Genomic DNA, 20,047 nt, shown 5'->3' on the forward strand with positions numbered 1-20,047 from the left:
TATGAATGATATTAAACTATACATTATGTTAATTCATTTACTGATCGTTATTTACGGGCTAACATTGCGTTAGCCCGTAAAATTTAACGGCCTAAATAACTATCCCAATCTTTCCAAACGGGCTGTAAACCGGCTTGCACAAGGGCATGTGCGACTTGAGCGGCACTGCGGTTATCATTTGGGGAAAACTGTTCTAGCTCTTCTTTGGTATCTGCATAGCCACCCGGTTGGGTTTTTGAGCCGGCACTGACGTTGTTAATTGCCAATGGCACCACGTGATCACGGAAATAAGGTGATTCACGGGTTGAGAGTGAAAGCTCGACATTCGGCGCCAGTAGGCGAAAAGCACAAATCAATTGCACTAATTCGGCTTCATTCATCAGTGATGCTGGTTCAACGCCACCTGCACAAGGGCGCAAGCGAGGAAAAGAGATAGAATAACGACTTTGCCAGTAGTATTGCTGTAAGTACAACAAATGTTCTGCAACCATATAGCAATCGGTACGCCAACTGTTTGATAAACCAATTAACGCGCCAAGGCCGATTTTATCTATACCTGCTTCTCCTAAACGTTCTGGAGTGGCTAGGCGCCAGTGAAAATCCTGCTTTTTACCTTTGAGATGATGTAGTTGATACGTGGGCTCATGGTAGGTTTCTTGATAAACCATCACACCGTCTAACCCCAAAGTTTTCAACTCCTTATATTCATCTGTGCTTAGTGGCTGCACTTCCATCATTAACGAACTGAAATAAGGGCGAATGATGGGGAATGTGTGGCGGAAGTAGTCCATACCCACTTTACTTTGGTGCTCCCCTGTAACCAGTAATAAGCTATCAAAACCAATTTTGCGAATGGTTTCGCACTCATTGATGATTTCAGCGTCATTTAGCGTTTTTCGCTTAATTTTATTACTCATCGAGAAACCGCAATAAGTACAATCGTTTGCGCATAGGTTCGATAAATAAAGTGGCACGTAAAAGCCAACAGCATGGCCAAAGCGTTGGCGGGTGAGTTTCTGGGCTTTTTGTGCCATCAGCTCAATATAGGGACGGGCAGCAGGGGAAAGCAGCGCCATAAAATCATCGAGTGTGAGCATATCTGTCGCCAAAGCGTGTTCCACATCGACAGGTGTTTTACTGTTTATCCGTAGTGTCGTATCGTCCCAATCCAGTGCTTGTAAGCGTTCTTGGAAACTTGGGATCATGATAAGGCTCCTAAAAAACGGGTCAATGGGCTGGACGCTTGCGCCTGTTGCTTCGGCGCAGCTAACCCGCTTTGATAAGCTAACTCAGCGGCTTCGACCGCGAGTTTAAACGCTTTTGCCATAAGTGCAGGTTGCTTCGCTACCGCGATTGCGGTATTGACTAAAACGGCATCGGCACCCATTTCGATGGCTTCTGCCGCATGGCTTGGCGCACCAATTCCGGCATCTACGACGACAGGCACAGAAGCTTGTTCAATAATGATACGGAGCATTTCTTTAGTTGCTAAGCCTTTGTTTGTGCCAATCGGTGAGCCTAATGGCATCACAGCGGCACAGCCTACTTCTTCCAAACGACGACAAAGTACTGGATCTGCGCTGCAATAAGGCAATACAACAAATCCCTCTTTAACGAGCTGCTCAGCGGCGAGTAATGTCTCGATGGGATCGGGTAGCAAATAACGCATATCTGGATGGATCTCAAGTTTGACCCAATTGGTACCGAGGGCTTCTCGAGCTAGGCGCGCTGCAAATACCGCCTCTTGGGCATTTTTCGCACCGGAGGTATTCGGTAATAGCTTCACACCCAATTCTTGCAGTGGCTGTAAAATACCATCATCTTGCCCACGTAAGTCAATACGTTTCATTGCCATTGTCACCAATTGACTGCCGGATGCTTCAATGGCGTCTTGCATTAGGTTGGCGCTGGCAAATTTACCTGTTCCAGTAAACAGGCGTGAGTGAAAAGTTAAATCTGCGATTTTTAACATTATTAGCCCCCAGCGATAGCTTGAAATAACAAGATATTGTCTTGGTCATTAATGAGATGTGAATCCCACTGACTCTTCGGAATGATCACTTGGTTGATAGCAAGTGCAGTTCCCACTATTGGCCGGTTGAGAGTGGAAAATAATTGATTAACCGTCAGTGGGGCGTCGAATTCCATAGGTTGGTCGTTAATTATGATATGCATGTTTCTTCCCGACAGATTGGACATTGCAATGACGGCGTTAATTGCAATGTATTCCATTGTTGCTGTTTCCCATCAAATAAACGCAATTTACCGCTCAGTGAAGAGGGAAGGCCGACAAGTAATTTAATGGCTTCTAGTGCTTGCAACGTGCCGATAATTCCAACTACAGGCCCTAATACCCCGGCAGTGCGGCAGTTGCGCTCAGGTTCATCTTGGTCTGGATATAAACAGGCATAGCAACCGGTGCTAAATGGCGGCTCAAGTACCATTAATTGGCCGCCAAACCCAACCGCACTACCGCTAACTAAGGTTGTATTGGTCATGACACAAGCGGTATTGACCGCATGGCGAGTGGCCATGTTATCGCAGCAATCAAGCACTAAATCGACTTGTTCAGCTAAAGGAATTAAAGTCTCGACATCCAACTTCTGTGCGACAACATGGGTTCTTACCAATGGATTGAGCCGATGCAGCCTATCTGCGGCAAGCTGGGCTTTTGGCTGGCCGATATCATCGGTATCGTAAAGTACCTGCCGTTGTAAGTTAGAAACGTGCAAGTCATCGTGGTCAGCTAGCCACAATTCGCCGACACCAGCCCCCGTTAAATAAAGGGACGCGGGGGAGCCTAACCCCCCTAAGCCGACAATGAGGACTTTGCTATTTTTGAGTTTTTGTTGCCCCTCGGGACTAATGTCTTCGAGTAGTAGCTGACGGCTGTAACGCATGAATTCTTGGTCACCTAACATGATTGAATTCCTTAAATCATCACTCACCCTGTTTTATGATGATAAAGCAGGGCGAGTTATGTGATTAAAAATTGGCTAGTTGGCAGTATTTCGCTCAATTAAATCCAACAACGTTTCTGTTGCAGCGCGCCAATCATCGGCTTTGGTAATCGCACTGACCAGCGCAACACTACCTACCCCAGTTGCTAGCACTGCGGGGACTTTATCAATAGAAATTCCACCAATGGCGACAGTTGGGTAATCAGGCGTTGCTTCCACCATGGCTTTAAGCGTTTCTAAACCCTGAGGCGAAGAAGGCATTTCTTTCGTTTGTGTTGGAAAGATATGCCCCATAGCAATGTAAGAAGGACGCACGGATTTCGCGATAGCCAGTTCGTGCTCATCGTGCGTTGATATTCCTAACCGTAAGCCCGCTTGGTGGATTGCTAATAAATCGGTAGTTTCCAAATCTTCTTGGCCCAAATGTACGCCATAAGCACCCAACTCGACCGCTAAGCGCCAGTAATCATTAATAAATAAACGTGCGTTATGTTTTTTTCCTAGCGCAATCGCTTGTTGAATATCATCACGAACATCGGCATCAGGTTTGTCTTTGATGCGCAATTGGATGGTGGAAACACCTGCATTAAGCAAGCGTTCAATCCATTCAACGGAATCCACAACGGGGTAAAGCCCAAGGCGTTGCTCGGTCGCAGGAAAAGGACTATTTGGGATAGATATAGTATTTGGAATAGATATAGCACTAGGCAATTTTGGCATTTTCATCCACCTCTGCGTTCACAATTTCAGCACCATGGTAGAGCTCGCTGCCATGAGCACGGAAGGCTTCTGACATCTGTTCCATACCGGCTTCTTTTTGTGCCGCGTAGTCACGAACTTCTTGGGAAATCTTCATTGAACAGAATTTCGGTCCGCACATAGAACAGAAATGGGCAATTTTCCCAGAGGCTTGTGGTAAGGTTTCATCGTGATATTTGCGAGCAGTTTCAGGGTCTAATGCCAAGTTAAATTGGTCTTCCCAGCGAAATTCAAAACGGGCTTTGGACATGGCGTTATCACGGATCTGTGCACCAGGGTGCCCTTTAGCAAGGTCAGCGGCGTGGGCTGCAATCTTATAAGTGATTAGCCCTTGTTTAACATCGTCTTTATTCGGCAATCCCAAGTGTTCTTTCGGGGTGACATAGCATAACATTGCACAGCCAAACCAGCCGATCATGGCGGCACCAATACCAGAAGTAAAGTGGTCATAACCCGGAGCAATATCGGTTGTGAGTGGGCCTAAGGTATAGAATGGCGCTTCGTGGCAATGTTCCAATTCTTCCGTCATATTACGGCGGATCATTTGCATTGGTACGTGGCCAGGGCCTTCGATCATGACTTGGACATCATATTCCCACGCAATTTTGGTTAACTCACCAAGGGTATGTAATTCGGCAAATTGTGCTTCATCGTTGGCGTCTTGGATTGAACCTGGGCGCAGGCCATCCCCTAATGATAAGGAAACGTCGTAAGCGGCACAAATTTCACAGATTTCACGGAAGTGCTCATACAGGAAGTTTTCTTGGTGATGAGACAAGCACCATTTGGCCATGATGGAGCCACCGCGAGAGACGATCCCTGTTAGGCGCTTGGCGGTCATCGGTACATAGCGTAGTAATACGCCGGCATGGATAGTGAAGTAATCGACGCCTTGCTCTGCTTGCTCTAATAATGTGTCACGGAACATTTCCCACGTGAGATTTTCGGCGACACCGTTTACTTTTTCGAGCGCTTGATAAATCGGAACCGTGCCAATAGGCACTGGGCTGTTACGTAAAATCCATTCGCGGGTTTCGTGGATATAACGCCCAGTGGATAAATCCATGACGGTATCTGCCCCCCAGCGTGTTGACCAAATCAGTTTTTCGACTTCTTCTTCAATAGATGAGGTGACCGATGAATTACCAATATTAGCATTAACTTTAACCAAGAAATTACGGCCAATAATCATTGGTTCTGATTCAGGATGGTTGATATTGGCTGGGATAATGGCGCGACCTGCCGCCACTTCTTGGCGAACAAATTCAGGGGTAATATTCTCCGGTAAATTTGCGCCAAAGCCTTGGCCTGGGTGTTGTTGCAATAAAACTTCACCACGAATACGTTCACGCCCCATATTTTCGCGGATTGCAATAAACTCCATTTCAGGGGTTACGATGCCTTTACGTGCATAGTGTAATTGAGTAACACACTTGTTAGTTTGGGCTTTTAATGGGTGGGGGCGGTTGTTAAAGCGCAGATGATCAAGACCTGCATCAGCAAGGCGTTGTTGGGTAAAATCGGAACTTAAATTTTCGACAGGTACGGTATCAGCTCGTTCACTTATCCATGGCGCACGAATTTTTTTAAGGCCTTTATGCACATTTAATTCAGAAACTGGGTCGCCGTAAGGGCCAGATGTATCATAGATAGGAACAGGTTCGTTATCTTCAAATTGTGGGTTATCTTTATCGCCACCAATCAAGGTTTGAGAGAGTTGGATTTCTCGCATCGGGACTTGGATATCGTCTCTAGAACCTTGTAAATAAATGCGCTGTGAATTAGGAAACGAAACGCCAGAAACGGTATTAATAAAATTTTCAGCGGCATCACGTTGAGCTTTACGGGTACGAGCGGGGGCTGCTTGTGGCGATAAATCAGCAGTAGGGATGATATTTTGTTCTGTATTATTGGACATAGCAATTTCCTGACATTGTCACGGCTATCACAGTTTTATGTGTAGCGGGTTTATCGAAAGAAAGTTGCTTGTCAGGAGTTCGGAGGAGTAATAAAAAGACGTTGCGGCTAATTTTTCACCAAATGTGAGGTGATAAACTAACGCTGAGTGATTACTCTTGTTCCCTTCGCGGGTATTAACCCGATCAGGTTCCGCGGATCCCGAATTAACGGTCTCAGCCTGATGCATTGCATACTAGGCACTCCGACAAGAGATTTCAGTATAAGCTTTCCTCGTTATTCTTCAAGCGATAAGTGCGTTGGCTGCTCTCGGCTACCCAAGTCACATACTTATGTATGCTCCTTGGGATATCCTCATTTGCCGCCTTCTTCTCACTTGAATAATTTAGAGGAAAGTAAAATGGAATAAGGTTATTTCCTTGTTATTTTTCAAGGAATAAGTGCTTCCTCGTCATTCTTCAAGCGATAAGTGCGTTGGCTGCTCTCGGCTACCCAAGTCACATACTTATGTATGCTCATCGGGATAATTCTATTTATCTCCTTCCTCTAGCACGAATAATTTAGAGGAACCTTTGAAAAGATTAGTTAGTTAAAACCAAAATTAAAACCAAGTTTGAAATTAAAATTGGGCTTACAAACCCCAAGTATATTGTGGCCAATTGTGTTCGAGTGCGGCTTGCGTTAGGCGTTCGTCACCGTTGATAATAAATACTTCATCGGCAAATTGGCACATCGGGAGATCGTTGGCGGAATCGGTGTAGAAATACACATAGGCATCAGTGATCGGTTGGTGACGGACCCAAGCTAATAGGCGTTTGACTTTACCTTCCTTAAAGGTTGGAATACCGTCGATCTCTGTGGTGTAGCAACCATCTTGTTGTTTGATATCGATCCCCATCGCGACATCCGCACCTAGTTTCGCAGCAATTTTTTTCACAATAAATGAAACGGTTGCGGAGATCACAATAATTGGCAGCCCCTTAGCTCGATAATTTGCGATCGTTCTAATGGCGTCAGGGTAGACTCGCGGTAAAATCACGTTTTGTACGAAATCATCCAACCAGATATCCACTTGCTCAGCTTTTACATTGGCGAGGGTTTGTAGGTTAAAATGCAGGTAAGTCGGCATATCCAAAGTGCCTGCATTATACTGCGCCATCATGGCTTTATCTGCCTCCACAAATTGTGGGTCGCTAATGATTTGCTTGTCCCACAAATATTGTGTCCACAATACACTGCTATCACCTTGAATTAACGTATCATCTAAGTCAAAAATGGCCAGTCGGTTTTGCATTATATTCCTATCTACTTATTAACTAAGTGTGCGAATTTCATTTTTATTAAACATAAGTTCAAGGCGAGTTCCAGGTTCAAATAAACGCTCAGATGAGCGGTTAAGTAAATCCACCGTCATATCACCTGCAGGGGTATTCACACTATAACGAATAATATTGCCAAGCAACTGATGGTCCAATATCACGGCATCAACAGGGTGAGAAATATGGCTACCGTATTGGCGCCCCGCTTCTTTGACATATATAGACTCAGGGCGGATAGCAAGTGTACCTTGTAAATTAAGGCCTAACATCGTATTGGCCTTTTCGGAATCAACAAGGTTGTAATGCCCCATAAACCGAGCGACAAATTCTGTTGCTGGTTGGGTATAAATATTCTCTGCCGTATCACTTTGCACGATCTGCCCTTTATTCATCAAAAAGATCCTATCGGACATGATCATCGCTTCGTCTTGGTCATGAGTAACAAAAATGGTAGTTAAGCTTAATTCACGTTGAATTTGGCGAATTTGCTGGCGTAAGTGTTTGCGAATCCGTGCATCAAGAGCTGAAAGCGGCTCATCAAGTAACAAAATTTGCGGTTTCATCACTAATGCTCTTGCAAGTGCTACTCGTTGGCGCTGTCCCCCTGATAGTTGATGGGGAAATTGTTGTTCTTTTCCTTGTAACTCAACTAATTCAATCACTTCAGCGACCGCTTTAGATCTGGCTTGGCTATCAAATTTACGCATTTTTAAACCAAACGCGATATTGTCAACCACAGTCATATTGGGAAATAACGCATAACTTTGGAACACCATGCCAACACCGCGTTGTTGTGCGGCTTGGTGGGTTACATTCTGGCGATTGATATAAAGTTCACCATGATTAAGTTGTTCAAGCCCTGCGATACAACGTAATAAAGTCGATTTGCCGCAACCACTTGGCCCAAGTAGGGTAATAAATTCGCCTTTTTCGATAGTAAATTGAATATCAGCAAATACTTGATTAGTGCCAAAAGACTTGGCTAAATTTTCCGCAATAACATAACTCATCATTCATCTCCTGAACGATTTAATCGCATTGCTAACCATGTCAGCAATAAGGTAAACAGAAAATATGACATCACCAGAGCAGAAGTGAAATGCCCGCTGGTTTGTCGCATATTGAAAAGATAGATTTGCAAGGTTTCATAACGTGTTCCTACAAGGATATTGGCAAACACAAATTCACCCATTAAAAATGAAAATGAAATTAATAATGAGACCAACATACCTTTGCGAATATTGGGTAACACAATCATCATAAAGGCTTGGAAGGTACTGGCACCGAGTAAATGCGCGGCATCCATTAAGTCATGTAAATTAATGCCTTGAAAGCTATTCGCAAGAGCACGATACATAAAAGGTAACGTGATGGTGAAATAAGTACCAATCAGGATCCAAGGTGTACCAACCAACATGAATGGTTCATCAGCAAATATTTGCAGCAAGCCCACCGATGAGACCACAGGCGGGATCGCAAAAGGCAAAATAATGAGTAAATCCATCATCCCTTTGAGTTTAGGGAACCGATAAAATACCGCAAACGTCATGGGTAAAATAATTAATGTGCTAACCAGTAACGTACCAAAGCAAATTATTAATGAACGACCAAATGCCATGAGAAAACGCGGGTCTTGCCACAATTGTAGATACCATTTAATCGACAAGGCATCAGGTAGCACAGTGGCTCCCCAAGAGCTGGCGATGGAATACAAAAATGTGGCAATAATAGGTAGCGCTAATAGGCTAGCAACACTGATTAGAACTAACTTATGAAGCAATAATCCAGAGGGTTTATTGCTATTGGTTATAACTGGGCTAATCGCATTATTATTTTGCATGGTAGCTCCGCTTGATTAACCAATGATGGATAGCCGTGATAAAAGCTAAGATAGCGATAAGTAACATTGATAAAGCCGCAGCCATATTCGGCTCGAGAAATAAATCACCGGAAACTAAACTGGCAATTCGGATAGTCACAAGGTTGTAATTACCACTTGTTAACGCATAGGTACTGGCGTATGCGCCCATTGCATTAGCAATTAGGATAATAAAGGTGCCAAGTAGAGCAGGGGAAAGCACCGGAATAGCAACTTTTAGCCAATAGGTTAGTTTGCTTGCTCCCATCGTTTTTGCTGCGTCTTCCCATTCAGGTTTTAGTGCGTCAAAGGCGGGATAAAGCAACAGAACACCTAATGGGATCTGAAAATATACATACAACAGCATTAACCCGCTGGCGCTGTATATATTGAAATCTTCGATAATCCCCCATGACTTGAGCTGCAAGGTAATCGCCCCATTGAAGCCCAAAATAATAATGAATGCGAAAGCAAGAGGAACACCGCTGAAATTACTGGCCATGGTGGTGAAGGAAATCATTATCCGGCGAATTTTCCCTTGCATTTTATAAATGGAAAATGCCGTGATACTGGAAATGAATAAGCCAATTACACTGCAAATAATGGAAAGCCATAAGGTATTTTCAAACGCTTGCAAGTAAAAATCATTATTGAATACTTCAAGATAGTTGCCTAATGACCATGCTTCTTCGTAGATAAAGCTATTAATGAGCACCCAAATCATTGGGGCGATTTGGAATAAACTAAATAGTACAAAGAATGGTAGCAGTAGCAGTGCAGCGCGCCAATGAAAACGAGCAAAGCGTTTTTTTAACATGGCAATTTTTCCCTGTGGTTGGAATGTCTGCTCACAGGAAGCAGGGATATCAGCCATTACAAACCTCCTCGTAATAGTGCATCACAAACAGGTTTATCCAGAGAGTTGGCACCAAGTAAACGACAGATGGTTCCACAAATCGCGGTTTGCTCAATATCGCAGGGTTGATGAGAAAATTGCGAACCGACGACAAACAATGGGACTAAACACTCTTCAGGAAGTGTCCCTCCGTGGCTACGATCATTATTCATCCCATGATCACTAGTGATCAGGATTTGATAACCTTGCTCAATCCATGTAGGAATATAATTCGACAGGATGATATCTGCATGGCGTGCTGCATTACGATATTGCGGCGAATCAAAACCGAACTTGTGCCCGGTGTCGTCTATATTCATAGGGTGAATCAATAAAAAATCAGGGTTAAATTGAGTGCGTAAATATTCCGCATCGACAAATAAGTGATCATCAGGGTAATGGTCTGCTTGATAAAAGCAGCCATGCTGGATAGCTAGCGATTCATCGTGAGTAAAACGGTCTCTTGTTGCGACGAAAGGCGCTCGGTTATACAGCTCACTCACCCAATAATAAGCGGCGGCGGCGGTCGTTTTGCCGGCAAGGCGCGCAAGAGAGAATATGCTGTCAAAATGGGATAAACGGATAATTTGGTTATTTACAATACCGCTTTTGACAGGAGGAACTCCCGTTAGTATGCACTCATATAAAGGGCGAGACATCGAAGGAAGCTCGCACTCTAATTGGTAAAGTGTTGCACTGTCGGCTTTAATTAAGCCGTTAAGATAGCCCATACAATGATGGGCTACTGAATAACTTAAACCGTCTAGGACAACAAGTATGACTTTCTCAGACATTAACTTTTCCTAAAATCAATACATTAAATTACTGCTGGTGGATCAAAACTTGCTGTTGCCACATTTTAGGGAGATTACGGGACGATTTTTCCCAACCTTCTGCATTCTTAATGGGTTGAACATTTTTATATTGTTCTTCTGGTAATAATTTGGCTTTAATATCGTCAGGTAATGTTAGATATTGTGCACGAATTGGCCGAGCGTAGCCTTCAGCAAGGTTTAATTGGCCTTTGTCACTGAAAATAAATTCACGAGCTAATTTTGCTGCATTTGGGTTTTTGGCAAATTTATTGATGATAGTGGTGTAACCTGAAATGACAGAACCGTCAGATGGGATCACAACCGTAAAGCGATCGCGGTTGATTTGATCACGGTAATTCAGTGCGTTAAAGTCCCATAAGATGCCAACTTCGACTTCACCTTTTTCGATATTTGCGACAGTTGGGTCATTAACGGATAGGCGTTTTTGTTTGGCGAGTTCAGCAAAAAATTCAATGGCAGGTTTTAGGTTATTTTCGTCACCACCACGGGCAAATGCGGCGGCCAGTACAGCATTATTGGCTTGTGCAGCGATTCCAACATCCCCAACGGTGACTTTATATTTTCCTTTTAATAGGTCATCCCAGCTTTTCGGCGCATCTTTCACTAGATCATTATTAATCATAAAAGCAATTGACCCTGTATAGGCTAAAGCCCAATGGCCGTCTTTGTCTTTTGCCCAATCAGGAATTTGTGCCCAAGTTGTTGGTTTATAAGGTTGAGTCACACCTTTTTGCACGGCAACAGGCCCAAAAGAGGCACCTACATCACCAATATCTGCGGTCGCATTATTTTTTTCTGCGGCAAATTTGGCAATTTCTTGGGCGGAGCTCATATCGGTATCTTGATGCTTCAACCCATATTGCGTCGCTAAGTCTTGCCAAGTTCCTTTCCAATTAGCCCAAGAGTCAGGCATTCCAACGCTGTAAACTTGCCCTTCTTTTTTCGCTGCATCGATTAACTCTGCTAAATTAGCATCAGCAGCTAATGTCACACTGGATGCAGTCAATGATAGTAAAATCGCAGGAACGATAGTTTTCATTATTTTCTCACTTTTGAAGAACGGTGAACCGTATTGGTTACTTAGCATCCTAATTTTAAGAGGTGACAGTTAGTTGACCCTTTTATGACAGTTTTTAGACATTTTATGGAATGGAACGTCTAAAAAGTGTCAAAATTGATAATGAAAAATAATGAAACAAACGTTTGAATGACATTGCGCCAAAGAAGTGTATTGTGTCATTAATAGATTTATTTTTTCGACAATAAAAACTAACAAAAGATATGAAAAATGAATAAGTTAAAATTATCAGGAACTGAAAGTGGTTGGTGGTTTATCTGTTTTTCCGGGCGTTTGTGGCTACCTCATGGAGATATTCCACGAGGCATGGCAAAGGACTATTTGTTAGAAGGAAAAATAGCGACACCAATTGGTGAGTGGCAAGGGGAAATTGTCTGGTTGATAGCCGAAAAAATGCCATCAGATATGGCATCTCCCCGTATTGTTGCTGCGCAAGATGAGGGTTTATTTCGTCTCGCTGGGCGAGGTGTGCAATTGGCGGAATTTTATCGTTCTCATCGTTATTGCGGCTATTGTGGTACTGCAATGCGCCATAGTGAAACAGAATGGGCGTGTTTGTGTGACCATTGCCATGAGCGCTATTACCCGCAGATTGCCCCTTGTATTATCGTGGGGATCCGACGTGATGACCATATTCTATTAGCTCAGCACCGGCGCCATTCGCAAAATCCATTATTTACCGTATTAGCGGGTTTTGTTGAAGTGGGTGAAACACTAGAAGAGGCTGTTATGCGCGAAGTCATGGAAGAGAGCAATATAAAAGTGAAGAATATTCGTTACGTATCTTCACAGCCATGGCCTTTTCCTCATTCTTTAATGATGGGCTTTCTCGCGGATTATGAGAGTGGTGATATTAAAGTAGACCCGAAGGAGTTGGTGAGCGCAAATTGGTATCATTACAATGAACTGCCTTTGATCCCACCCGCGGACACCATAGCTAGGCGTTTGATTGAAGATACGGTCGCATTGTGTCGTCAAAGTGATTATGAAACGGGAAAATAGCACAGCGCTGATATTGTTATCATTAACATGATACAATAATGAACTTCGCTCTTAGCCATTTGCGGCGGCCACTTATAATAATGGAGTAAATAATGACTGAGTTAAAAAATGACCGCTATCTACGTGCTTTGCTACGTCAGCCTGTAGATGTGACCCCTGTATGGATGATGCGTCAAGCAGGGCGTTACCTGCCTGAATATAAAGCAACTCGCGCTGAAGCTGGTGATTTTATTGCTCTGTGCAAAAACACCGAATTGGCTTGTGAAGTGACATTACAGCCATTACGTCGTTTTCCATTAGACGCTGCAATTTTATTTTCTGATATTCTCACTATCCCCGATGCAATGGGGCTTGGGTTATATTTCGAAACGGGTGAAGGCCCACGTTTTCATAAACCGATTATGAGCGCGGCAGATGTAAAAAACATCCCTATTCCTGATCCTGAAATGGAACTTGGTTATGTAATGGATGCCGTTCGTGCCATCCGTAAAGCCCTTGAAGGTAATGTGCCACTGATTGGTTTCTCTGGTAGCCCGTGGACACTGGCGACTTATATGGTGGAAGGCGGCAGTAGCAAAGCATTCACTAAAATCAAAAAGATGATGTACGAAGACCCGAACACATTACATTTGTTATTGGATAAACTGGCGGACAGTGTCATTTTATACTTGAATGCTCAAATTCGTGCAGGCGCACAGTCCGTGATGATTTTTGATACATGGGGTGGGGTGTTAACTAAGCGTGATTATTTACAGTTTTCACTGAATTATATGCATAAAATTATTGATGGCTTAATTCGTGAAAATGATGGTCGCCGTGTTCCTGTCACCTTATTTACTAAAGGTGGCGGTCAGTGGTTAGAGGAAATGGCGGCAACGGGTTGCGATGCATTAGGCCTTGATTGGACGACTGAAATTGCTGATGCTCGTCGTCGTGTTGGTGATAAAGTCGCTTTACAAGGTAATATGGATCCATCCATGTTATATGCACCACCTGCGCGTATAGAAGAAGAAGTGCAAAATATTCTATCTGGCTTCGGCCAAGGTGAAGGGCACGTATTCAATTTAGGCCATGGTATTCATCAGGATGTTCCACCTGAGCATGCAGGTGCATTTGTGGATGCAGTTCACCGTTTATCCCGCCAATATCATCAATAATTATCGTTTATTGATCTTCTAGGTTTGTGGTGTATTTATAGAATCTTGTAAGTACACCATTATCATCTATGATTAAGAATAATTTAATCTCATAAGCAATGGACGCATGATGGTTTTAGATACTCAATTGTTACGAAAAGAACAAACTAGGCAAGCTTCAAAAATCATTTTGCATGATGAACTTCCACCACTCAAACTGATTGGTGGAGCGGATGTGGGCTTTGAACAGCAAGGCGCTATTACGCGTGCAGTGGTAGCTGTATTATCTTGGCCACAGTTAGAACTTGTTGAGTATCAAATAGCACGAATACCGACTCAATTGCCTTATATACCGGGGTTACTTTCTTTTCGTGAAGTCCCTGGGTTAATGGCGGCGTGGGAAAAAATACAAAATAAACCTGAATTAGTACTCGTAGATGGACAAGGGATTGCACACCCACGGCGCTTTGGTGTTGCCTGCCATTTTGGGTTACAAGCTAATATAGCCACAATTGGCGTTGCAAAAAGCCGTTTATGTGGTGATGCGGTTGAGTTAAGTGAAGAACCCGAAAGTGTTCAGCCATTAATGGCAGGTGAAAATCAACTCGGTTGGGTATTGCGGAGCAAAAAACGCTGCAAACCATTATATGTTTCACCTGGTCATAAAGTAGGTTTTTCCTCTTCCTTAGAGTGGGTAAAGCAGTGTCTAAAAGGTTATCGGTTGCCAGAACCGACGCGTTTTGCTGACGGAATTGCATCAAATCGAACGTTTTTTAAGCGAATGAATGAGAAAATCAGCTAATTATCAGCAAAATATGTGGCATTGACAGATTTTCAGGTAAACTGCGAAGTATTAAGATTGATGAGTCAGAAATTATGTTAAGAAATCCCATTCATTTGAGGTTGGAAAAATTAGAAAGCTGGCAACATACAACTTTCATGGCAAGCCTATGTGAAAGAATGTATCCGAACTTTCAAATGTTTTGTCAGCAAACTGAATTTGCCGATGCAAAAGTTTATCGTTCCATCCTTGATTTAGTTTGGGAAACTTTGGTCATTAAAGATAGCAAAGTCAATTTCGACAGTCAGTTAGAAAAATTAGAAGAAATTATCCCATCAGCAGATGATTTCGATATGTATGGTGTGTATCCAGCTATTGATGCCTGTATTGCGTTAGGTGAAATTATCCATTCGAAATTGAGTGGTGAAACCCTCGAACACGCAATATTGGTTAGCGAAGCATCCATTCGTACGGTTGCCATGCTCGAAATGACTCAAGCAGGGCGGGAAATGACAGAAGAAGAACTCAAAGAAATCCCGGCCGTTGAAGAGGAATGGGATATCCAGTGGGACATTTTCCGGTTACTGGCAGCTTGTGAAGAGCGCGACTTAGAGTTAATTAAAGGATTAAAATCTGACCTCCGCGAAGCGGGGGTGAGCAATATAGGTATTACTTTAAGCTGATTTTTGCATTTTCATTATCGAAAACGTGACTTGACGCAGTAATGCTGAGTACTAAGACTTCACATTTGCCCCTACTCTGGTCTACATTTAGGGGCGAGAAGAAGTGGCTATCGGGGGCGTGTATCAGGGGCTGTCAATTTGGCATATCCGACGCACTCGATGCTTTGCAAACGATAAACACACTGTGTAAGGATAATTTATGAATAAGACTGAATTAGTTGATGCTATCGCAGAATCAGCGGACCTGACCAAAGTTCAGGCAAAAGCAGCATTAGAATCTACTCTGAATGCTATTTCTGAAACGCTGAAAAAAGGCGAACAAGTCCAACTGGTCGGTTTCGGTACTTTTAAAGTTAGCCATCGTGCTGCGCGTACTGGTCGTAACCCACAAACTAAAGCAGAAATCCAGATTCCTGCTACAACTGTGCCTGCTTTCTCTGCCGGTAAAGCACTGAAAGAAGCTGTAAAATAAGAACATTGTACAGCCGAATCACCAGAGGGGGTAAAAAACTACCCCTTTTGTTTATTCAAAAAGGGTTGCTGGTGTTGGGAACTATCTCAATGCTAAGCGCCTGTTCTTCTAATGCACCAAAGCTCCCTGAGTTTAGTGCAAGTGGTTTTATTGCCGATGATGGCGTCATTCGTATGTGGCGACTTAATAATGCAAAAAGCCAGCCTCTGGTCTTAATGGTGGTTTATAGCCCCTATAAAGGTACAGACACTTCCGTTAATTTCTTTGAATATCGTTCAGGCAATCTGTGGCAAATTCGCAGCCAAATCTTGAATCAAAAAAACGGTGATATCACCGAACAATTACGCTTCGATAAAAATAATGAGGTTATTTTTATGCAGCGTACTCAAGACGGCTATAAAACACCTCTTTCAACGGATGAAATTACGCGTTGGCGCTTTGAAGCTGAACGCATACTCGAGACAAACACCGCACTTATTGTTGGCGGCGTCAAACTCTATCAAGGTCGCTGGCAGCAAGGTAAAGTGACGACTTGTGAAGGTGATGTACGCGAAGTGACTTTTGAGCCCTATGCTGAAAATTGGTTACAGAGCCGTGCGAAAGTGTGGCATTCCCAGCTAAATTTAGCGTGGTTGGAGTCTTCTGAGGGGAATCAGCTTTTGATGGTGGCTGACACGGATTTTTGCCGCTGGCAACCTTCTAAAGATTCGTTGTAATATCTCCGCTCGTCGTCTTTCGACCCACCGCTCGTCGTCTTTCAATCCATAGCGTTGTTGGCTGCTCTCAGCTACTTAGGTCACATACTTATGTATGCTCCCTAAGATATCTTCGTTTGCCGCCTAGCTCTGAATTGAAATACTTAGAGCCGATATTTTTGCTCGTCAACTCGTAGCCTTTCGACCTTCAGCATTGTTGGCCGCGGTGACTTAGCCTAGTCACCTTGCCGTCTAGCTACGAACAGAAATCCTTAAAGTGCTTGTTTGATAGTACAAACAACAATAAAAAAGCTGATAAAAGTTTCCTCTTATCAGCTTAGGGAATGGTTTAGTACTTTGTATTATTTTATACGAGCGATAGCGCGGTAACCGATATCGTTGCGGTAGAAGCTATCATTCCAGTGAATGGTTTTTGCCACTTCATAAGCTTTGGCTTGCGCTTTAGCGATATCATTACCCAATGCTGTTACACATAGGACGCGACCACCGGCAGTCACGACTTCTCCATCTTTCATGCGAGTACCCGCATGGAAAACTTTGCTATCAGCCGCTTCGGTGGTTGGTAAACCTGAAATTACATCGCCATTGTGGTAGTCACCTGGGTAACCACCCGCAGCAATTACTACCCCTAAAGCAGGGCGCTCATCCCATAATGAATCTTTACCTGCCAGCTCACCTTTCGCCCCCGCTAAACATAAAGCGACTAAATCTGATTGCAAGCGCATCATGATAGGTTGAGTTTCAGGATCGCCAAAACGGCAGTTGAATTCGATAACTTTTGGGTTACCTGCTTTATCAATCATTAATCCAGCGTATAAGAAGCCTTGATAGCGGTTTCCTTCTTGGTCCATGCCTTTAACAGTTGGATAAATAACTTGTTCCATCACGCGCTGGTGTATTTCATCTGTCACAACAGGAGCTGGGGAGTAAGCGCCCATTCCACCTGTATTTAGACCTGTATCACCATCACCGACACGTTTATGATCTTGGCTAGTTGCCATTGGAATGACATTTTCACCATCTACCATAACGATGAAACTCGCTTCTTCGCCATCAAGAAACTCTTCGATCACGATACGATGTCCTGCATCACCAAAGGCATTCCCCGCTAACATGTCATGAACAGCTTCTTTTGCTTCTTGCAGAGTCATGGCTACGATAACGCCTTTCCCCGCTGCAAGGCCATCTGCTTTGATCACGATTGGCGCACCGACTTTATCTAAGTAAGCTAAAGCAGGTTCAATCTCAGTAAAATTTTCATAGGCCGCAGTAGGAATATGATGGCGAGCTAAAAAGTCCTTAGTAAATGCTTTAGAGCCTTCAAGCTGAGCAGCACCTTTGGTTGGGCCAAAAATAGTTAAGCCAGCAGCCTTAAATGCATCTACAACACCAATAACTAATGGTGCTTCAGGGCCGACAATCGTTAAACCAATTTGCTTTTCTTTAGCGAATTGTAGCAGCCCATCAATATCTGTCGCAGAAATATTAACGTTCTCAAGGGATGGTTCTAATGCTGTGCCTGCATTGCCCGGGGCAACATACACTTTATCTGCTAAAGGGGATTGAGCCGCTTTCCACGCTAAGGCATGTTCACGGCCACCGCCACCAATAATCAAAATATTCATTACTAGGCTCCTAATAATTAGTGACGGAAATGACGCATATTAGTGAAAAGCATTGCAATACCATGTTCATTTGCAGCTGCAATCACTTCTTCATCGCGGATAGAACCACCTGGTTGGATTACACAAGTTACTCCAACAGCAGCTGCGGCATCAATACCATCGCGGAATGGGAAAAAGGCATCTGAGGCCATTGCACAGCCAGCGACTTCTAAGCCTTCATCTGCGGCTTTAATACCTGCAATTTTTGCAGAGTACACACGGCTCATTTGCCCTGCGCCAATACCGATAGTCATATCATTTTTGGCATAAACGATAGCATTGGATTTCACAAATTTTGCGACTTTCCAACAGAATAACGCATCTTTTAGCTCGCGTTCAGTTGGTTGGCGCTTAGTCACAACGCGAAGTTCTTCTTTTTCAACCATTCCTAAGTCACGGTCTTGCACTAATAAACCGCCATTCACGCGTTTAAAGTCTAAACTTGCAACTGGTTTGCTCCATTCGCCACATTCAAGTACGCGAACGTTTTGTTTAGTCTCAAGAATAGGCAATGCATCTTTAGCAACAGAAGGCGCGATAATGACTTCTACAAATTGGCGGTCAATGATCGCTTGAGCGGTTTCTTTATCTAATTGACGGTTAAACGCGATAATGCCGCCAAAAGCAGACGTTGGGTCAGTTTTGAATGCGTTATCATAAGCTGTATGAATAGAATCACCGATAGCGACACCACAAGGGTTAGCATGTTTGACAATTACACAAGCAGGTTCTTCGAATGATTTAACACACTCAAGAGCCGCATCGGTATCAGCGATATTATTATAAGACAGGGCTTTACCTTGAATTTGTTGTGCAGTTGCAATAGAAGCTTCTTTTGGGTTTTCTTCTATATAAAAAGCAGCATCTTGGTGGCTGTTCTCTCCATAACGCATGTCTTGTTTTTTTATAAAATTTAAATTCAAGGTGCGAGGGAAACGGCCAGAAGGTTGGGTCGTATCACCATAATAAGGGGCAACTAATTCACCAAAGTAATTCGCAATCATGCTGTCATAAGCAGCTGTGTGTTCGAAAGCTTTTATTGCGAGGTCAAACCGAGTTGACCAATTTAGCGAGTTTTCGTGGTTATCCATTTCATCAATGATGGTTTGATAGTCATTACTATTCACCACAATTGCTACATCTTTATGATTTTTGGCCGCGGAGCGCACCATGGTTGGGCCGCCGATATCAATATTTTCTACAGCATCTTCAAGAGTGCAATTTGGTTTTGCCACTGTTTGGGCAAAAGGGTACAGATTAACAACAACCATATCGATAGGGGCAATATCATGCTGTTGCATAATGGCATCATCAGTACCGCGACGACCTAAAATTCCGCCATGCACTTTCGGGTGCAATGTTTTCACTCGACCATCCATCATTTCAGGAAACCCAGTGTAATCTGAAACTTCAGTTACGTTTAGTCCTGACTCAGCAAGTAACTTTGCAGTACCGCCAGTAGATAGAAGCTCAACACCACGTTGAGATAACGCCTTAGCGAATTCAACAACCCCTGTTTTATCAGACACACTAAGCAGGGCACGACGAATAGGACGAAGCAGTTGCATGAGATAGATCCCTTGGATTTGAATAAATAAGGCAATAACGAATATCAGTCAGTAAAAACTCAAAGAGCTTTTCTTATATACCTATTATATCTATTGATGAAAGCAAAGCGGAATTAGCCAGCTTCCCCTATAACAATATATAAGTCACTAACAATTTCAGAACATAAAAACAAAATCAATGCCGAAATTTCGAGCCAATTGTAACGCAAACGTTTGCGTAATGCGCGATAATTTTTAAATTATTTTCATGTTGTGGATAACTTCGTGTATAAGTCGGTATAAGTAGGGGTTTTGCTGTGTAATGCAGCAGTTGAATAAAAAAATGCAAAAAAGGGGTTGCCAGATTTTTCTGACTCCCTATAATGCGCATCCACTGACCGGGAACAAGACAACGCAAAGCGCG

The 20,047-nt window shown here is 43.3% G+C and carries 20 protein-coding genes and 1 riboswitch; of the genes, 6 read left to right on the forward strand and 14 right to left on the reverse strand.

The genetic code is table 11. From position 1 onward, the window contains the following. Positions 1-83: 83 nt before the first annotated feature. From thiH to SJ312_RS21395, 12 genes are all read right to left on the reverse strand, one after another. A complete protein-coding gene (gene thiH, locus SJ312_RS21340) occupies positions 84-1,205 on the reverse strand; it encodes a 2-iminoacetate synthase ThiH (protein ID WP_112307482.1) in 1,122 nt (373 codons plus the stop codon). Then, positions 1,202-1,972, reverse strand: coding sequence for a thiazole synthase (locus SJ312_RS21345; protein WP_004264496.1), 771 nt, complete (start codon positions 1,970-1,972; stop codon positions 1,202-1,204). The genes thiH and SJ312_RS21345 overlap by 4 nt, the downstream gene beginning before the upstream one ends. 2 nt (positions 1,973-1,974) lie before the next feature. After that, on the reverse strand, positions 1,975-2,175 hold the full coding sequence (thiS, locus tag SJ312_RS21350) for a sulfur carrier protein ThiS (RefSeq protein ID WP_004264499.1): 201 nt from the start codon (positions 2,173-2,175) through the stop codon (positions 1,975-1,977). Continuing rightward, positions 2,163-2,921 (reverse strand): HesA/MoeB/ThiF family protein, encoded by a 759-nt coding sequence (locus SJ312_RS21355; protein ID WP_319868331.1) that lies wholly within the window; start codon positions 2,919-2,921, stop codon positions 2,163-2,165. The genes thiS and SJ312_RS21355 overlap by 13 nt, the downstream gene beginning before the upstream one ends. 75 nt (positions 2,922-2,996) lie before the next feature. Beyond that, on the reverse strand, positions 2,997-3,680 hold the full coding sequence (gene thiE / locus SJ312_RS21360; RefSeq protein WP_153674192.1) for a thiamine phosphate synthase: 684 nt from the start codon (positions 3,678-3,680) through the stop codon (positions 2,997-2,999). Then, on the reverse strand, positions 3,664-5,637 hold the full coding sequence (gene thiC, locus SJ312_RS21365; RefSeq protein WP_136135115.1) for a phosphomethylpyrimidine synthase ThiC: 1,974 nt from the start codon (positions 5,635-5,637) through the stop codon (positions 3,664-3,666). Before thiC ends, thiE begins: the two co-directional genes overlap by 17 nt. 144 nt (positions 5,638-5,781) lie before the next feature. After that, positions 5,782-5,893: riboswitch (TPP riboswitch) on the reverse strand. 374 nt (positions 5,894-6,267) lie between these two features. Further along, entirely contained in the window at positions 6,268-6,930 is a 663-nt protein-coding gene (locus SJ312_RS21370) for an HAD family hydrolase (protein ID WP_319868333.1), read from the reverse strand. A gap of 18 nt (positions 6,931-6,948) precedes the next feature. Beyond that, a complete protein-coding gene (locus SJ312_RS21375) occupies positions 6,949-7,965 on the reverse strand; it encodes an ABC transporter ATP-binding protein (RefSeq protein ID WP_094962818.1) in 1,017 nt (338 codons plus the stop codon). Beyond that, positions 7,965-8,795, reverse strand: coding sequence for an ABC transporter permease (locus SJ312_RS21380; RefSeq protein WP_004264512.1), 831 nt, complete (start codon positions 8,793-8,795; stop codon positions 7,965-7,967). The genes SJ312_RS21375 and SJ312_RS21380 overlap by 1 nt, the downstream gene beginning before the upstream one ends. Next, positions 8,785-9,687, reverse strand: coding sequence for an ABC transporter permease (locus SJ312_RS21385; RefSeq protein ID WP_004264514.1), 903 nt, complete (start codon positions 9,685-9,687; stop codon positions 8,785-8,787). The genes SJ312_RS21380 and SJ312_RS21385 overlap by 11 nt, the downstream gene beginning before the upstream one ends. Next, positions 9,687-10,502 carry an alkaline phosphatase family protein gene (locus SJ312_RS21390; protein ID WP_110592640.1) on the reverse strand — a complete coding sequence of 272 codons (816 nt, stop codon included), beginning with the start codon at positions 10,500-10,502 and terminating at the stop codon, positions 9,687-9,689. The genes SJ312_RS21385 and SJ312_RS21390 overlap by 1 nt, the downstream gene beginning before the upstream one ends. A 28-nt stretch (positions 10,503-10,530) precedes the next feature. Further along, a complete protein-coding gene (locus SJ312_RS21395) occupies positions 10,531-11,583 on the reverse strand; it encodes an ABC transporter substrate-binding protein (protein WP_110592639.1) in 1,053 nt (350 codons plus the stop codon). Positions 11,584-11,832: 249 nt separating this feature from the next. Here SJ312_RS21395 and nudC point away from each other — a divergent pair, with 249 nt between their 5' ends. The 6 genes from nudC to SJ312_RS21425 all read left to right on the forward strand — a co-directional run bounded on the left by nudC (position 11,833) and on the right by SJ312_RS21425 (position 16,412). Further along, the gene (nudC, locus tag SJ312_RS21400) at positions 11,833-12,624 is read left to right on the forward strand and encodes an NAD(+) diphosphatase (RefSeq protein WP_004264517.1); all 792 of its coding nucleotides are present in this window, start codon (positions 11,833-11,835) and stop codon (positions 12,622-12,624) included. A gap of 92 nt (positions 12,625-12,716) precedes the next feature. Further along, the gene (gene hemE / locus SJ312_RS21405; RefSeq protein WP_004264519.1) at positions 12,717-13,781 is read left to right on the forward strand and encodes a uroporphyrinogen decarboxylase; all 1,065 of its coding nucleotides are present in this window, start codon (positions 12,717-12,719) and stop codon (positions 13,779-13,781) included. A 109-nt stretch (positions 13,782-13,890) separates the two neighbouring features. Continuing rightward, the gene (gene nfi / locus SJ312_RS21410; RefSeq protein WP_050763795.1) at positions 13,891-14,562 is read left to right on the forward strand and encodes a deoxyribonuclease V; all 672 of its coding nucleotides are present in this window, start codon (positions 13,891-13,893) and stop codon (positions 14,560-14,562) included. 74 nt (positions 14,563-14,636) lie between these two features. Beyond that, positions 14,637-15,224 carry a YjaG family protein gene (locus tag SJ312_RS21415; protein WP_004264521.1) on the forward strand — a complete coding sequence of 196 codons (588 nt, stop codon included), beginning with the start codon at positions 14,637-14,639 and terminating at the stop codon, positions 15,222-15,224. A 199-nt stretch (positions 15,225-15,423) separates the two neighbouring features. Beyond that, on the forward strand, positions 15,424-15,696 hold the full coding sequence (locus tag SJ312_RS21420) for an HU family DNA-binding protein (protein WP_004264522.1): 273 nt from the start codon (positions 15,424-15,426) through the stop codon (positions 15,694-15,696). 71 nt (positions 15,697-15,767) lie between these two features. Beyond that, a complete protein-coding gene (locus SJ312_RS21425; RefSeq protein WP_310889357.1) occupies positions 15,768-16,412 on the forward strand; it encodes a DUF1481 domain-containing protein in 645 nt (214 codons plus the stop codon). A 341-nt stretch (positions 16,413-16,753) separates the two neighbouring features. On the opposite strand, the gene purD is transcribed toward SJ312_RS21425, so the two are convergent. Both purD and purH read right to left on the reverse strand, forming a co-directional pair. After that, on the reverse strand, positions 16,754-18,037 hold the full coding sequence (purD, locus tag SJ312_RS21430) for a phosphoribosylamine--glycine ligase (protein ID WP_164454914.1): 1,284 nt from the start codon (positions 18,035-18,037) through the stop codon (positions 16,754-16,756). Between the two features lie 17 nt (positions 18,038-18,054). Next, the gene (gene purH / locus SJ312_RS21435; RefSeq protein ID WP_004264527.1) at positions 18,055-19,644 is read right to left on the reverse strand and encodes a bifunctional phosphoribosylaminoimidazolecarboxamide formyltransferase/IMP cyclohydrolase; all 1,590 of its coding nucleotides are present in this window, start codon (positions 19,642-19,644) and stop codon (positions 18,055-18,057) included. Between the last annotated feature and the right edge of the window lie 403 nt (positions 19,645-20,047).

This window comes from Providencia sp. CIM-Carb-044, from assembly GCF_033901115.1.
Taxonomy (GTDB): domain Bacteria; phylum Pseudomonadota; class Gammaproteobacteria; order Enterobacterales; family Enterobacteriaceae; genus Providencia; species Providencia hangzhouensis.

Bases quoted from the DNA above. Each gene is read 5' to 3' on its own strand.
- thiH (WP_112307482.1), bottom strand. From the start codon at position 1,205: ATGATCCCAAGTTTCCAAGAACGCTTACAAGCACTGGATTGGGACGAT.
- SJ312_RS21345 (WP_004264496.1), bottom strand. From the start codon at position 1,972: ATGTTAAAAATCGCAGATTTAACTTTTCACTCACGCCTGTTTACTGGA.
- thiS (WP_004264499.1), bottom strand. From the start codon at position 2,175: ATGCATATCATAATTAACGACCAACCTATGGAATTCGACGCCCCACTG.
- SJ312_RS21355 (WP_319868331.1), bottom strand. From the start codon at position 2,921: ATGTTAGGTGACCAAGAATTCATGCGTTACAGCCGTCAGCTACTACTC.
- thiE (WP_153674192.1), bottom strand. From the start codon at position 3,680: ATGCCAAAATTGCCTAGTGCTATATCTATTCCAAATACTATATCTATC.
- thiC (WP_136135115.1), bottom strand. From the start codon at position 5,637: ATGTCCAATAATACAGAACAAAATATCATCCCTACTGCTGATTTATCG.
- SJ312_RS21370 (WP_319868333.1), bottom strand. From the start codon at position 6,930: ATGCAAAACCGACTGGCCATTTTTGACTTAGATGATACGTTAATTCAA.
- SJ312_RS21375 (WP_094962818.1), bottom strand. From the start codon at position 7,965: ATGAGTTATGTTATTGCGGAAAATTTAGCCAAGTCTTTTGGCACTAAT.
- SJ312_RS21380 (WP_004264512.1), bottom strand. From the start codon at position 8,795: ATGCAAAATAATAATGCGATTAGCCCAGTTATAACCAATAGCAATAAA.
- SJ312_RS21385 (WP_004264514.1), bottom strand. From the start codon at position 9,687: ATGGCTGATATCCCTGCTTCCTGTGAGCAGACATTCCAACCACAGGGA.
- SJ312_RS21390 (WP_110592640.1), bottom strand. From the start codon at position 10,502: ATGTCTGAGAAAGTCATACTTGTTGTCCTAGACGGTTTAAGTTATTCA.
- SJ312_RS21395 (WP_110592639.1), bottom strand. From the start codon at position 11,583: ATGAAAACTATCGTTCCTGCGATTTTACTATCATTGACTGCATCCAGT.
- nudC (WP_004264517.1), top strand. From the start codon at position 11,833: ATGAATAAGTTAAAATTATCAGGAACTGAAAGTGGTTGGTGGTTTATC.
- hemE (WP_004264519.1), top strand. From the start codon at position 12,717: ATGACTGAGTTAAAAAATGACCGCTATCTACGTGCTTTGCTACGTCAG.
- nfi (WP_050763795.1), top strand. From the start codon at position 13,891: ATGGTTTTAGATACTCAATTGTTACGAAAAGAACAAACTAGGCAAGCT.
- SJ312_RS21415 (WP_004264521.1), top strand. From the start codon at position 14,637: ATGTTAAGAAATCCCATTCATTTGAGGTTGGAAAAATTAGAAAGCTGG.
- SJ312_RS21420 (WP_004264522.1), top strand. From the start codon at position 15,424: ATGAATAAGACTGAATTAGTTGATGCTATCGCAGAATCAGCGGACCTG.
- purD (WP_164454914.1), bottom strand. From the start codon at position 18,037: ATGAATATTTTGATTATTGGTGGCGGTGGCCGTGAACATGCCTTAGCG.
- purH (WP_004264527.1), bottom strand. From the start codon at position 19,644: ATGCAACTGCTTCGTCCTATTCGTCGTGCCCTGCTTAGTGTGTCTGAT.